The organism is Mycobacterium sp. NGS17, assembly GCF_059813205.1.
In genome coordinates, this window is record NZ_JCALED010000006.1 from 269,918 (window position 1) to 282,488 (window position 12,571).

At 65.9% G+C, this 12,571-nt stretch carries 13 protein-coding genes and 4 tRNA genes; 9 read left to right on the forward strand and 8 right to left on the reverse strand.

Features of this window, described 5'->3' with window-relative positions; all coding sequences use genetic code 11:
* Positions 1-18: 18 nt before the first annotated feature.
* The 3 genes from AC5Y7E_RS15710 to AC5Y7E_RS15720 form a co-directional block, all read right to left on the reverse strand.
* Positions 19-95, reverse strand: a tRNA-Phe gene (locus tag AC5Y7E_RS15710).
* 27 nt (positions 96-122) lie between these two features.
* A tRNA-Asp gene (locus AC5Y7E_RS15715) sits at positions 123-199 on the reverse strand.
* A 29-nt stretch (positions 200-228) separates the two neighbouring features.
* Positions 229-301 (reverse strand) — tRNA-Glu (locus AC5Y7E_RS15720).
* Positions 302-425: 124 nt separating this feature from the next.
* Between AC5Y7E_RS15720 and AC5Y7E_RS15725 the strand changes: the two genes are divergently transcribed.
* Positions 426-501: transfer RNA gene (locus tag AC5Y7E_RS15725), tRNA-Lys, on the forward strand.
* Between the two features lie 30 nt (positions 502-531).
* Here the strand turns inward: AC5Y7E_RS15725 and AC5Y7E_RS15730 are convergent.
* Complete coding sequence (locus AC5Y7E_RS15730) at positions 532-1,431, reverse strand: class I SAM-dependent methyltransferase (RefSeq protein WP_499949673.1); 900 nt, start codon at positions 1,429-1,431, stop codon at positions 532-534.
* A gap of 110 nt (positions 1,432-1,541) precedes the next feature.
* On the opposite strand from AC5Y7E_RS15730, the gene AC5Y7E_RS15735 reads away from it, so the two are divergent.
* The 3 genes from AC5Y7E_RS15735 to AC5Y7E_RS15745 are packed head-to-tail and all read left to right on the forward strand — an operon-like array spanning position 1,542 to position 2,733.
* On the forward strand, positions 1,542-2,039 hold the full coding sequence (locus AC5Y7E_RS15735; RefSeq protein ID WP_499949675.1) for a nucleoside deaminase: 498 nt from the start codon (positions 1,542-1,544) through the stop codon (positions 2,037-2,039).
* Positions 2,040-2,083: 44 nt separating this feature from the next.
* Positions 2,084-2,497 (forward strand): ArsR/SmtB family transcription factor, encoded by a 414-nt coding sequence (locus AC5Y7E_RS15740; RefSeq protein ID WP_499949677.1) that lies wholly within the window; start codon positions 2,084-2,086, stop codon positions 2,495-2,497.
* A gap of 32 nt (positions 2,498-2,529) precedes the next feature.
* The gene (locus tag AC5Y7E_RS15745) at positions 2,530-2,733 is read left to right on the forward strand and encodes a zinc transporter Slc39a7 (RefSeq protein ID WP_499949678.1); all 204 of its coding nucleotides are present in this window, start codon (positions 2,530-2,532) and stop codon (positions 2,731-2,733) included.
* Between the two features lie 21 nt (positions 2,734-2,754).
* Here AC5Y7E_RS15745 and AC5Y7E_RS15750 read toward each other — a convergent pair whose 3' ends face one another.
* Positions 2,755-3,828: an oxygenase MpaB family protein gene (locus AC5Y7E_RS15750; RefSeq protein ID WP_499949680.1), complete on the reverse strand. Its 1,074-nt coding sequence runs from the start codon at positions 3,826-3,828 to the stop codon at positions 2,755-2,757.
* Positions 3,829-3,895: 67 nt separating this feature from the next.
* On the opposite strand from AC5Y7E_RS15750, the gene AC5Y7E_RS15755 reads away from it, so the two are divergent.
* From AC5Y7E_RS15755 to phoU, 5 genes are all read left to right on the forward strand, one after another.
* Complete coding sequence (locus tag AC5Y7E_RS15755; protein ID WP_499918850.1) at positions 3,896-4,510, forward strand: TetR/AcrR family transcriptional regulator; 615 nt, start codon at positions 3,896-3,898, stop codon at positions 4,508-4,510.
* A 153-nt stretch (positions 4,511-4,663) separates the two neighbouring features.
* Positions 4,664-5,686: an acyl-ACP desaturase gene (locus AC5Y7E_RS15760; protein WP_499918851.1), complete on the forward strand. Its 1,023-nt coding sequence runs from the start codon at positions 4,664-4,666 to the stop codon at positions 5,684-5,686.
* Between the two features lie 7 nt (positions 5,687-5,693).
* Positions 5,694-6,827 (forward strand): tRNA dihydrouridine synthase DusB, encoded by a 1,134-nt coding sequence (gene dusB, locus AC5Y7E_RS15765; protein WP_499949681.1) that lies wholly within the window; start codon positions 5,694-5,696, stop codon positions 6,825-6,827.
* Between the two features lie 295 nt (positions 6,828-7,122).
* The gene (locus AC5Y7E_RS15770) at positions 7,123-9,093 is read left to right on the forward strand and encodes an LCP family protein (RefSeq protein ID WP_499949774.1); all 1,971 of its coding nucleotides are present in this window, start codon (positions 7,123-7,125) and stop codon (positions 9,091-9,093) included.
* A 58-nt stretch (positions 9,094-9,151) separates the two neighbouring features.
* Positions 9,152-9,820, forward strand: a complete 669-nt coding sequence (gene phoU / locus AC5Y7E_RS15775) for a phosphate signaling complex protein PhoU (RefSeq protein ID WP_067121885.1) — start codon at positions 9,152-9,154, stop codon at positions 9,818-9,820.
* Between the two features lie 8 nt (positions 9,821-9,828).
* On the opposite strand, the gene pstB is transcribed toward phoU, so the two are convergent.
* From pstB to pstC, 3 genes are read right to left on the reverse strand one after another with little or no spacing between them, the layout of a single operon-like run.
* On the reverse strand, positions 9,829-10,605 hold the full coding sequence (gene pstB / locus AC5Y7E_RS15780) for a phosphate ABC transporter ATP-binding protein PstB (RefSeq protein WP_499918853.1): 777 nt from the start codon (positions 10,603-10,605) through the stop codon (positions 9,829-9,831).
* Positions 10,606-10,618: 13 nt separating this feature from the next.
* Positions 10,619-11,533, reverse strand: coding sequence for a phosphate ABC transporter permease PstA (gene pstA / locus AC5Y7E_RS15785; protein WP_499918854.1), 915 nt, complete (start codon positions 11,531-11,533; stop codon positions 10,619-10,621).
* A complete protein-coding gene (gene pstC / locus AC5Y7E_RS15790; protein ID WP_499949682.1) occupies positions 11,530-12,564 on the reverse strand; it encodes a phosphate ABC transporter permease subunit PstC in 1,035 nt (344 codons plus the stop codon). The genes pstA and pstC overlap by 4 nt, the downstream gene beginning before the upstream one ends.
* Positions 12,565-12,571: the final 7 nt, after the last annotated feature.

Consider the following 12,571-nt stretch of genomic DNA (forward strand, 5'->3'; position numbering starts at 1 on the left):
GTCCGTGCAGCTCAAGATTGGTGGCCAGGGGCGGGATCGAACCGCCGACCTTCCGCTTTTCAGGCGGACGCTCGTACCGACTGAGCTACCTGGCCGGAGGGCAGCGAGTGCCTCGCCGCGCTTGGCGACCCTGACGGGACTCGAACCCGCGACCTCCGCCGTGACAGGGCGGCGCGCTAACCAACTGCGCCACAGGGCCTTGCTGCTGCTCCGCGTCACCGCGTCGCGTACCCCCAACGGGATTCGAACCCGTGCTACCGCCGTGAAAGGGCGGCGTCCTAGGCCACTAGACGATGGGGGCCAGAACCGAATCACTCCGGGGTACTCGCAACGTGGTTTCGTTGGGAGCCACGTCAGCTTAGGTCACGGTGTGCCCAATCCTCAAACGAGCCTCGTTTTCGGTCCAAGTATCCTGAATCTCCGCGGCCCCTATAGCTCAGTTGGTAGAGCTACGGACTTTTAATCCGCAGGTCCCAGGTTCGAGCCCTGGTGGGGGCACCACAACGCGCACCGGCATGGTCCGATGACGGCTCATCGCCCGAACACGGCGGTGCTGTAGGTGACATCGGCGAAGGCCGTGGCGACGTCGTCGTCGGCGTAGACGAATCCGTTGGCCGCGTGCAACTCCGCAACCGTGGTGGAGGTGGTCTGCCAACCGCGCTGGCTCAGATGCTCGACGATGTGGCTGCGCTGGCCGTGGTAGACCAGGTCGTTGAAGTCGATCTCGAAGCCGAGTTCGCTCATCCGGTCGTGGTGGGCGCGCCACCGCGGGTCGGCGAAAACGGCAGTGTCAGGGACGAATTCGAAGGCGAGACGGCTGCCCGGGGCGCTCAGGGCCGTGATCCTGTCGAACAGCGCGTCCTGGGCTTCGTCCGGCAGGTAGACCAGCAAGCCTTCGGCACTCCATACCGAGGGGGTCTGCGGATCGAATCCGGCCGCCTGCAGGGCCGAGGCCCAATCGTCGCGCAGGTCGATGGCGACGGTGCGCCGCTCGGCGGTGGGCTCGGCCCCCAGGTCGCTCAGCGTCAGGGTCTTGAACTCGATCACCTCCGGCATGTCGACCTCGTAAACGACCGTGCCCGCCGGCCAAGCCAGCCGGTAGGCGCGGGAATCGAGGCCCGACGCGAGGATCACCGCCTGCCCGATGCCGCTGCGGGTCGCCTCCAGGAAGAACTGGTCGTAGAACCGCGTTCGGCAGGCCATCCCCCGCGCCATTCGCTGCGGATCGAACTCCGTGTTCCCGCCGGCTGCTATTTCGCCGTTCACCAGCCGGACGTAGACGTCGATCCCGACCGCGCGCACCAGCGGTGCGGCATACGGGTCGTCGATCAGCTTCGCGTCGGAAGACAGCGCTCGCTGCGCGGCCACCATGGTGGCCGTCGCGCCGACACTCGTCGCAAGATCCCAGCGATCACGTTCGGTGCGCGCCATGCTGCCCCCTTAGACCCGGGCCGGAAAAGATAGACAACCTAGTTAGTATCACAAGGCCGCCGCGGGACTACTCTCCGAGTTATCTGCCCCCGTTCGACGCCGGAGGACCGATGACCGATTTCGCGCAGCGGACGATCGAGCTGGCTCGCCGCAACGTAGGCGAGGGTGGGCGCCCGTTTGCGACGGTGATCGTCCAGGACGGCGAAGTGCTCGCCGAGAGCGCCAACAAGGTGGCCCAGACGAACGATCCCACCGCTCACGCCGAGATCCTGGCGATCCGCGAGGCATGCATGAAGCTGGGCACCGAGCATCTCGTCGACGCGACCATCTACGTGCTGGCCCACCCGTGCCCGATGTGCCTGGGCTCGCTGTACTACTGCTCACCCAAAGAAGTCGTCTTCCTGACCACCCGGGACAGCTACGAGCAGTACTACCTGGATGACCGCAAGTACTTCGAGTTGTCCACCTTCTACGACGAATTCGCGAAGCAATGGGACCAGCGACGCTTGCCGATGCGCTACGACCCCAGGGGCGACGCCGTGGAGGTCTACCGGCTCTGGAACGAGCGCAATGGCGGCCGCCGGTCGACGGTTGTTCCGTCGGCCTGATTCACGTCCTTGGCAGGACGACCGGCCTTCGCTAGTATTTGCGTATGCATGCAGGTAATGGCAAAGGCCGGCTGCCTGACGACCAGGCCAACCTGGTGGTCGAGGTGTTCCGGATGCTGGCCGATGCCACTCGCGTGCAGGTGCTCTGGGCGTTGACCGACCGGGAGATGGCGGTCAACGAACTCGCCGAGCACGTGGGGAAACCGGCGCCGTCGGTCTCTCAGCACCTCGCGAAGTTGCGGATGGCGCGGCTGGTTCGCACCCGCCGGGAGGGCACGACGATCTTCTACAGCCTGGAGAACGATCACGTCCGCCAGCTCGTCACCGACGCGGTCTTCAACGCCGAGCACGCCGGCCCCGGTGTGCCGGGCCATCACCGCGGCGACGGTGGCCTGAAGGCCGTCGGCCAGTCGTCTCGCCCGCCGACCCGGCGGCGCGGCGCGCTGAACGAGCAGTAGTCACAAGGCATTTGACAAAGGAGAAGTCAACGATGAGCGAACAGCACACCCATGACGGGCCACACGCGCACGAACACCAGCACGGCGACGTGACGCATGCCCACGCGCACACGAGCCACGAGCATGACCATGTCGAGCACGAGCACTCACACGCTCACGAGGACGGGACCGAGCACACCCATCAGCACGTGCACCAGGCGGGCCTGGAAGAAGTTCACGGTCACCTGCACGCATAGCGCGAGCGGCGCTTCGGCGACTCAGGAAACCATCGGGCAGTAGTGCTTGGGGTTGCCGCGCTCGTCCTCGGGCGGCAGGTTGCGCGCCGGTGTTTGCACCAGCGGCGTATCGAGCGGGATCCGCCCGCTGGCGCGGTCCAAGCCGGCCCGCGCGCGGGGGTGCTTGCGGAATCTGCTGGGCACCAGGGCGAACACGCCACGCACGACGTCGCCGAAGCGCCGGTGCAGCCACTCGTCGCGCCGCGACCAGCGGTAGCCCATCAGTTCTCGCACCGGCGGGTCGTACAGGCCCACCGTCACCCAGACGAAGAACGGCGCCAACAACTTGCGTTGCGCGGCCCACAACGGATCCGGAATCCATTGCGCGAACGGGGGTTTGGGAAGCTCGGTCAGATCGAGCACGGCCCGGGCGGCCCAATTGTTCTCCAGCACGTTGCGGCACATGTCGTCCCAGTAGACCTGGAATTCCTCCCACGAACCCGGCACCGGTCGCATGCTCATGCCGTACATGCGATACCACTCGACGTGTTCGTCGAACAGTTGCCGCTTCTGCTCCTCGGTGATGCCGCCGCAGAATCGTTCGGCCACATGAATGGTGCCCATAAAGAAGGTGGAGTGCGCCCAGTAAAAGACGTCGGGGTTCAATGCGTGGTAGCGCCGGCCCTGTTCGTCGACCCCCTTGATGTCGGTGTGGTAATCGCGGACCTCGGCGCCGGTACACGGGGCGCGATCCCCGTCGAATACGACTCCCCCGATCGGATACAACGAGCGCAGCAATCGCGGCCAACGCTCGCGGAAGAACGTGGAGTGATCGGTGACCGCCGCGCCCAGCTGAGGGTGCATGTTCTGCATTGAGCCCGCCCACGGACCCTGCAGCATGCCCCGCCAGTCCCCGAAGTACCGCCAGGTCAGCGAATCGGGCCCTAGCGGTGCGGGTGGCGCGTCATACCCCGCCGGCGAGACCGGGCAGCCGCCCGCGATGCCGTCGGACGCGCCCGCCGGGTCGCCGGAAACCGACTGCTCAGCGGTGCCCACACCATCGCGACCTGCGACGTCGCTGGTCAGAGGGGACGACGCGGACGTATCTTGAGTCACTATTAAGTCCCTGTAGGTATCGTGAATTTTGACTACAACCGTTGTCAATCTAGAGCTTAGGAGCGATGTGCAGACGGGTCAACGGCGGGGACGCTGGACCGGGGTCCCCTTGGAGAGTCGACTCGCGCTTCGCCGTGACAACCTCATCGACGCCGGCGTGCAGCTACTCGGCAGTGCCGGCGGGCCGGCGCTGACCGTGCGTGCGGTCTGCCGTGAGGCCGCGCTGACCGAACGCTACTTCTACGAAAGCTTCACCGACCGTGACGAATTCGTGCGCGCGGTCTACGACGATGTCTGCACGCGCGCGATGAACGCCCTGACGTCGGCGACGACCCCGCGCGAGGCCGTCGAGCGATTCGTCGAGCTGATGGTCGACGACCCGGTCCGTGGCCGCGTGCTGCTGCTGGCGCCGGCGGTGGAGCCCGTTCTGACCCGCTCCGGCGCGCAGTGGATGCCCAATTTCATCGATCTGCTGCAGCGCAAGCTGTCCCGGATCGGCGACGCCGTACTGCAGAAGATGATCGCCACCAGCCTGATCGGTGGGTTGTCAGGGCTGTTCACCGCCTACTTGCACGGGCAACTGGGGGCCACCCGCCAACAGTTCATCGATTACTGCACCAACATGCTCTACATCACGGCCGCGCCGTACGTCCCGGCCGGCGAGCTCGGCAAATCGCAATAACGCGCGTTGTCAGTGGCGCCGCATAGGCCGGCCACAAAGACCCGCACGAAACCGGCATAACTGGTCATCCGGCGCGCCGACGAGGAACTTGATGCTACTCAAGTACACAGATATATTGACTGCTACCCATCGACACAGATAACTGGAGGGCCTATGTCAGCCGAGCTGACAAACCTACAGCTGCTGCACGAACTCGAGCCATTCGTCGAGAAGTACCTGAACCGGCACGAGAGCATGCACAAGGACTGGAACCCGCACGACTACATCCCCTGGTCGGACGGCAAGAACTACTACGCGCTCGGTGGGCAGGATTGGGAGCCCGGTCAGTCACAGCTCTCGGACGTCGCCCAAGTGGCGATGGTGCAGAACCTGATGACCGAGGACAACCTGCCGTCATATCACCGCGAGATCGCGATGAACTTCGGCCTGGATGACGCCTGGGGGCAGTGGGTCAACCGCTGGACCGCCGAGGAGAACCGGCACGGCATCGCGCTGCGCGACTACCTGGTGGTGACCCGCGCGGTCGACCCCATCGAATTGGAAAAGCTGCGCATGGAGGTGGTGAACCGCGGCTTCAGTCCGGGCCAGAACCATCAGGTCCGAGCCGACCTGTTCGCCGAGAGCCTGTTCGACTCGGTCATCTATGTGACATTCCAGGAGCTGGCAACCCGGATTTCGCACCGCAACACCGGCAAGGCCTGCAACGAGACGATCGCGGACCAGTTGCTGGCCAAGATCTCGGCCGACGAGAACCTGCACATGATTTTCTACCGGGATGTCAGCGAGGCCGGGTTCGAGGCCGCGCCCAACCAGGCGATGAAGTCGCTACACAAGGTGCTGCGCAACTTCCAGATGCCGGGCTACCAAGTGCCCGAGTTCCGCCGGAAGGCCGTCGTCATCGCCGTGGGCGGCGTGTACGACCCGCGCATCCACCTCGACGACGTGGTCATGCCGGTGCTGAAGAAGTGGCGCATCTTCGAGCGTGAGGACTTCACCGGTGAGGCGGCCGCCATGCGCGACGATCTCGCGCTGCTGATCAAGGAACTCGAGACGACGTGCGAGAAGTTCGAGATCTCGAAGCAGCGTCAGCTCGAACGGGAAGCCCGAACCGGTAAGAGGACCACCGCGTTCGAGCTGCACCAGACCGCGGGCACGCTGACCATGAGCCGGCGGTAACCAAGCGGTGCACATCGGTTCCATCGCGCTCGCCAGCCCGGTGGTCCTCGCGCCGATGGCGGGCGTGACAAACGTCGCATTCCGGACGCTGTGCCGTGAATTGGAGCAGGCCAAGGTCGGCACCGTCAGCGGGCTCTATGTCTGCGAGATGGTGACGGCGCGTGCGCTTGTCGAGCGTCACCCGGCCACCCTGCACATGACCACATTCGCCCCGGACGAGTCGCCGCGTTCGCTGCAGCTCTACACCGTCGACCCAGCGACGACCTACGCGGCCGCCAAGATTATCGCCGACGAAGGCCTGGCCGATCACATCGACATGAATTTCGGCTGCCCGGTGCCCAAGGTGACCAAGCGCGGCGGCGGATCGGCGCTGCCGTACAAGCGGCGACTCTTCGGTCAGATCGTCGCCGCGGCGGTGCGTGGCACCGAGGGCACCCCGATACCGGTGACCGTCAAGTTCCGCATCGGCATCGACGACGAGCACCACACACACCTCGACGCCGGCCGTATCGCCGAAGCCGAAGGCGCCGCCGCCGTCGCACTGCATGCCCGGACGGCCGCGCAGCGTTACTCCGGCACCGCCGACTGGGACGAGATCGCCAGGCTCAAACAGCAGGTGCGGACCATCCCGGTGCTCGGCAACGGCGACATCTATGACGCCAGTGACGCGCTGACCATGATGGCCACCACCGGATGCGACGGCGTCGTCATCGGCCGCGGCTGCCTGGGCCGGCCATGGCTGTTCGCCGAGCTGTCGGCCGCCTTCACGGGAAGCCCGCCGCCCACCCCTCCGACGCTGGGCGAGGTCGCCGACATCGTCCGACGCCACGGGCAACTGCTAACCGCGCACTTCGGCGAGGACAAGGGCATGCGGGACATCCGCAAGCATGTCGGCTGGTACCTACACGGCTTTCCGGCCGGCTCCCAGCTGCGCCGGGCACTGGCGATGGTCAAGACGCTCGACGAATTGGACTCCCTGCTCGACCGGCTGGACGGCACCGTGCCGTTCCCGGACGAGGCGACGGGCCCTCGCGGCCGGCAGGGTTCCCCGGCCCGGGTGGTGCTGCCGGAAGGCTGGCTGGCCGACCCCGACGACTGCACGGTGCCGGCGGGCGCCGACGTCATGCACTCCGGGGGCTGAGCCGACGGCTCGAAATCGCGCCCGGGCCGATAAGTCAGTACGATGTGGGCTTTATTGCGTGCGCTCGGGTGGCGGATCGATTCCGTGCCGCCACACCAGCGGTGGCAATGGTTGGCACCAGCCGCGGCGCGCGCAACGCGACACTGCGCTGACATATGCACGAGCACGCTGACGTCTGCATCAGAGCTTCGGAGGCCTCTACGACATGAGTGACGCCGAGAACGACGCCACTCTCAATGGTCGGCACGGCCCGGGCGGGACGCGCACCCAACGGATCGCGACGAACCCGGCGCCGCTGGGCGCGGCGCCCTGGGAGCGATTCTTCGCGCCGCCGGCCAACGACAACCTTCACCGCTGGCAGCCCGAGGGCGCGATCGAGGCCGCCGGGCCGCGCGAGGATGACGCCGATCGGGGCGGATCCCACACCGGCGGCGGCGTCAGCGTCGCCGATCTGATCGCCAAGATCGGCGCGCCAAGCCGGCCGGTCCATCATCGTGCCGCTCCGGAGGACCCCGAGGTCGAGCCCACCGGCGCCGGGCCGGGCCTGCCGATCGAGCTGCAGAAAACGCAGGTGATCGACGACCTCGCCTATTCCGTGGACGCCGTCGCCGAGCTTCGCGCGCTGGAGGCCGCCGATTACCCGAACGACGACGACCCCCAAGACCTGGCTCCTGAGACCAGCGCCGAGGAACCCAAACGCCGGCGCCGGCCGCTGCTGGTCGCCGGGCGGTCGACGGCGGCCCTGGCTGCCGTGCTGGCGCTGGCCATGACCGGCGGCGCATGGCAGTGGAGTACGTCGAAAAACGCCCGGCTGAACACGATCAGCGCGCTCGACCAAAACTCCAGCGACATCCGCGACCCGGGCGGACAGTACGGCGACGAAGACTTCCTGATCGTCGGCCTCGACTCGCGCCTGGGCGACAACGCCAACATGGGCGCCGGGACGACCGACGATGCCGACGGAGAGCGCTCGGACACGGTCATGCTGGTCAACATCCCGGCGAACCGCAAGCGCGTGGTCGCGGTGTCATTCCCGCGCGACCTGGCGATCACCCCGATGCAATGCGAAGCGTGGAACCCAGAAACCGGCAAGTACGGGCCCCTCTACGACCCCAAGACCAAGACCTACGGTCCCAAGATGGTCTACACCGAGACCAAACTGAACTCGGCGTTCGCCTTCGGCGGCCCCAAGTGTCTGGTGAAGGAAATCCAGAAGCTGTCCGGCTTGAGCATCAACCGCTTCATCGCCGTCGACTTCTCCGGCTTCGCGAAAATGGTCGACGCCCTCGGCGGCGTCGAGGTCTGCTCGAGCACGCCGCTGCACGACTACGAGTTGGGCACGGTCCTCGAACACGGGGGACGCCAGGTGCTCGACGGCTCCACCGCCCTGAACTACGTGCGGGCCCGCCAGGTCACCACCGAGGTCAACGGCGATTACGGCCGGATCAAACGTCAGCAGCTGTTCCTGTCGTCGCTGCTGCGGTCGTTGATCTCCGAAGACACGCTGCTCGACCCTCACAAGCTCAACAGCGTCGTCAACATGTTCATCAGCGATACCGTCGTGGACAACGTGCAGTCCAAGGACCTTATCCAACTCGGTCAGTCGTTGCAGGGCATGGCGGCCGGGCACGTCACGTTCGTCACCGTGCCGACCGGTGTCACCGACCAGAATGGCGATGAGCCGCCGCGGATGGCCGACATGCGCGCCCTGTTCGACGCCGTCATCAACGACGATCCGCTGCCGGAGGAGAACGACCAGAACGCGCAGAATTTGAGCACGTCTGCAACGAAGGGCCCGTCGAAGGCGCCCACCACCAGGAAGTCGCCGGCACCGGCGCCGGAGGTGCAGCCCGAGCAGATCACTACGACCTCGCCGAGCGGCGTGACGGTGCGCGTTTCCAACGCGACCACGCAAAGCGGTCTGGCGACCACCGCGACCACCCAGCTCAAGCACGACGGCTTCAATGTGATGTCACCCGACGATTACCCCAGTTCGGTCAACGCGACGACCGTGCTGTTCTCGCCGGGCAACGAGGAGGCCGCCGCCACGGTCGCGTCCTCGTTCGCCGGCGCGAAAGTCCAGCGGGTTTCGGGCTACGGACAGGTCGTGCAGGTGGTGTTGGGGCCCGATTTCAAGTCGGTCTCGGATCCCTCGCCCAGCGGCTCGTCGATGAGCCTGCACATCGAACGCGGTTCGAGCAACGCACCTGCCAAGCTGCCGGAGGACCTGACCGTCACGAACGCGGCCGACACCACCTGCGAGTAACCGCTTTTGACGGCGCTCCGCCGCCCGTTTCGCGCAGCGAGACCGTACCCTTGGTGATATGCGGACCGCCTACCACGAGCAACTCTCGGAGTTATCCGAGCGCCTCGGTGAGATGTGCGGCTTGGCAGGAATCGCTATGGAGCGGGCCACCCAGGCTCTGCTCCAAGCCGACTTGGTGCTAGCCGAACAAGTCATCTCCGATCACGAGGCCATCGCCGTACTCAGTGCGCGCGCCGAAGAAAGCGCCTTCGTGCTGCTGGCATTACAGGCGCCGGTGGCCGGAGACTTGAGGGCCATTGTGAGTGCGATTCAAATGGTGGCGGACATCGACCGGATGGGTGCGCTGGCACTGCACGTCGCCAAGATCGCCCGCCGACGGCATCCCCAGCACGCCTTGCCCGAAGAGGTCAATGGCTATTTCGCCGAAATGGGTAGCATCGCAGTCGAATTGGGCAACAGCGCGCAGGAGGTGGTGCTGTCGCGCGACCCGGAGAAGGCCGCTCGGATTCGCGAAGAAGACGACGCCATGGACGACCTGCACCGGCATCTGTTCTCGGTCCTGATGGACCGTGAATGGAAGCACGGCGTCGCGGCGGCCGTCGACGTGACCTTGCTGGGCCGGTTCTACGAGCGTTTTGCCGACCACGCCGTCGAGGTGGCCCGGCGAGTCATCTTCCAGGCGACCGGCAGACTTCCCGAGGAAGAAGCGAAACCCGCCTCGCAGTAACGATCGGGCTAGCCGAACCGGCCGGAAATGTAGTCCTCGGTCGCCTTTTGGCTCGGGTTGGAGAAGATCTTCTCGGTGTCGTCCACTTCGATCAGCCGCCCCGGTTTTCCGACGGCTTCCAGGTTGAAGAACGCCGTGTAGTCGCTGACCCGCGCCGCCTGCTGCATGTTGTGGGTGACGATGACGATGGTGTAGTCCTGCTTGAGTTCGCTGATCAGCTCCTCGATGGCCATGGTCGAGATCGGGTCCAGCGCCGAACACGGCTCGTCCATCAGCAGCACATCGGGCTGCACGGCGATGGCCCGCGCGATGCACAGGCGCTGCTGCTGCCCGCCGGACAATCCGCCGCCGGGCCGGTCCAACCGATTCTTGACCTCATCCCATAGGTTCGCCCCGCGCAGCGAATACTCGGCCGTCTCGTCGAGCACCTTGCGGTTGCGCACCCCCTGCAGCTTCAGGCCGGCCACCACGTTGTCGCGAATTGACATGGCGGGGAACGGGTTCGGCCGTTGAAACACCATCCCGATGGCTCGGCGCACACCGACCGGGTCGACTCCGGTGCCATAGATGTCTTCGTCGTCGAGGAGCACGCTGCCCTCGACCCGTCCGCCGGGCACCACCTCGTGCATCCGGTTCAGCGTGCGCAGCACCGTCGTTTTGCCGCAGCCGGACGGGCCGATGAACGCGGTCACGCTGCGGGGCAGAACCGACAGCGTCACATCCGAGACCGCGTGAAACGATCCGTAGTAGATGTTGACGCCCTTGAGGTCCAACCGTTTGGCCACTTAGTGCTCCTGCCTATGACTTTCTGGTGCCCAGAAATCGTGCTATCACTCGGGCCGCGATGTTGATGATGGCGATCACCAGGATGAGGGTTAATGCGGCACCCCACAACCGATCCGTGGGGATGGGGTTGAGGCTCGCGCCGGCGGTCGTCTGGTTGAACATCATGCCGGGCAACGTCCCCATGAACCCGCTGAAGATATCGAAGTTCATCGATTGTGCGTAACCGACGAGGATCAGCAGCGGCGCCGTCTCGCCCATCACCCTGGCCATCGCCAGCAGTATTCCCGTGACGATGCCGGACAACCCGGTGGGAATGACCACCCGGGCAATGGTTTTCCACTTGGTGATGCCCAGCGCGTAGCTGGCCTCGCGAAGGTCCACCGGGACGATTCGCAGCATTTCCTCGGTGGCGCGCACGATCACCGGAAGCATCAGCAAGACGAGCGCCAGCGATACCGCGAACTGCGACCGGGGAAGTCCCAGCATGGCCACGCACAACGCGTAAATGAACAGCGCCGCAACGATTGACGGCACACCGCTCAGGATGTCCACCATGAACGACGCCAGTCGCCCCAACGCGGTGCCGCCGCCGTACTCGACCAGATAGATCGCGACCATCAGCCCGAGCGGGACGGAGATGAGGGCACATACCACTCCCTGCAGCACCGTGCCGACCAGCGCGTGGTAGGCGCCACCCCCGGTGACGAACGCCGTCATCCCCGCTTGCGAGTGCGTCCACCACACGGTTGACGCGACCGCCTTGAACCCCTTGACGGCCACTGACCACAACACCATCACCAACGGAGTCACAGCGATCAGCAGCGACAAGGAAACCAGCACGGCCGCAACGTAATTCGTGGTACGACGACGCCAGCTGACCGGTGAGAACGTCCGCGGCTTGAGGGGCCGGTCCAACATCGAGGTCATCGGGCCGCCCTTCGTCCCGCCCCGGCGACGGCGCCGCGCGCCAGGGCGTCGACCAGGAAGGTGAGCACGAAGAGCGTCAGCCCCGCGGCGATGTACGCGCCGGCCTTGTACCGGTCATCGAATTCGGCCGCGGCGCCGGCGATCTTGGTCGCAAAGGTGGAGCCGCCGTCGAACAGCGACCACCCGAACGCCGACTGTGTACCCCGCAGAATGATCAGCAGCGCCACCGTCTCACCCAGGGCGCGGCCCAGCCCCAGCATGGACCCACTGATATAGCCCGACCGCCCGAACGGCAGCGTGACCGTCTTGACCACTTCCCAGCGGGTGGCGCCGAGCGCCAGCACGGCCTCGATTTGGTCCTGCGGCGCCTGGACGAACACTTCGCGCGTGACCGCGGTGATGATCGGCAGGATCATCACCGCCAGGACGACGCCGCCGGTGAAGATGGTTCCCCCGCCGGCGGGCGACGCATTGCCGTTGGCGAACAGGAAACACCAGCCCAGCGAGCGATTGAGCCAGGTGGCGACGGGCCGAAGCTGCGGCGCCAGCACATACAGTCCCCACGCGCCGTAGATGATCGAGGGCACCGCGGCCAGCAGATCGACCGAGTAGGCCAGGGGCGTGGCGACCCGCCGGGGAGCGTACTGGGTGATGAAGATGGCCACGCCCAGGGCGACCGGCATGGCCAGAATCAGCGCGAACAACGACACGAACACCGTGACCGGAACCAGGCTGGCGATGCCGAAGTGCATGGCCGAGGTGTCCGTGGTGACCCATACACCGCCGTAGCTGAAGAAGTTCTCCCGATTGCGGTGCAGCGCCGGTATCGCGCGCCCGAGCAGGAACGCGGCGATCGCGGCGATGACCACGATGATGACCACGCCCGAGGATTGCGCGAGCCAGCGGAAAATCCGGTCCGCCACATGGGGCCGTCCCTGTCCCCACGGGCTGGTGGGGGTGGCCTGCTTGTCCGGAAACGGCGCGGCGACAACCGCACCCGAACCCGCGTCGATGGGATTCGGCGATGTCACGGTGATC

Excerpts from the sequence above, each read along its gene's own strand:
- AC5Y7E_RS15730 (WP_499949673.1), bottom strand. The coding sequence starts at position 1,431 with ATGGCGCGCACCGAACGTGATCGCTGGGATCTTGCGACGAGTGTCGGC.
- AC5Y7E_RS15735 (WP_499949675.1), top strand. The coding sequence starts at position 1,542 with ATGACCGATTTCGCGCAGCGGACGATCGAGCTGGCTCGCCGCAACGTA.
- AC5Y7E_RS15740 (WP_499949677.1), top strand. The coding sequence starts at position 2,084 with ATGCATGCAGGTAATGGCAAAGGCCGGCTGCCTGACGACCAGGCCAAC.
- AC5Y7E_RS15745 (WP_499949678.1), top strand. The coding sequence starts at position 2,530 with ATGAGCGAACAGCACACCCATGACGGGCCACACGCGCACGAACACCAG.
- AC5Y7E_RS15760 (WP_499918851.1), top strand. The coding sequence starts at position 4,664 with ATGTCAGCCGAGCTGACAAACCTACAGCTGCTGCACGAACTCGAGCCA.
- phoU (WP_067121885.1), top strand. The coding sequence starts at position 9,152 with ATGCGGACCGCCTACCACGAGCAACTCTCGGAGTTATCCGAGCGCCTC.
- pstA (WP_499918854.1), bottom strand. The coding sequence starts at position 11,533 with ATGACCTCGATGTTGGACCGGCCCCTCAAGCCGCGGACGTTCTCACCG.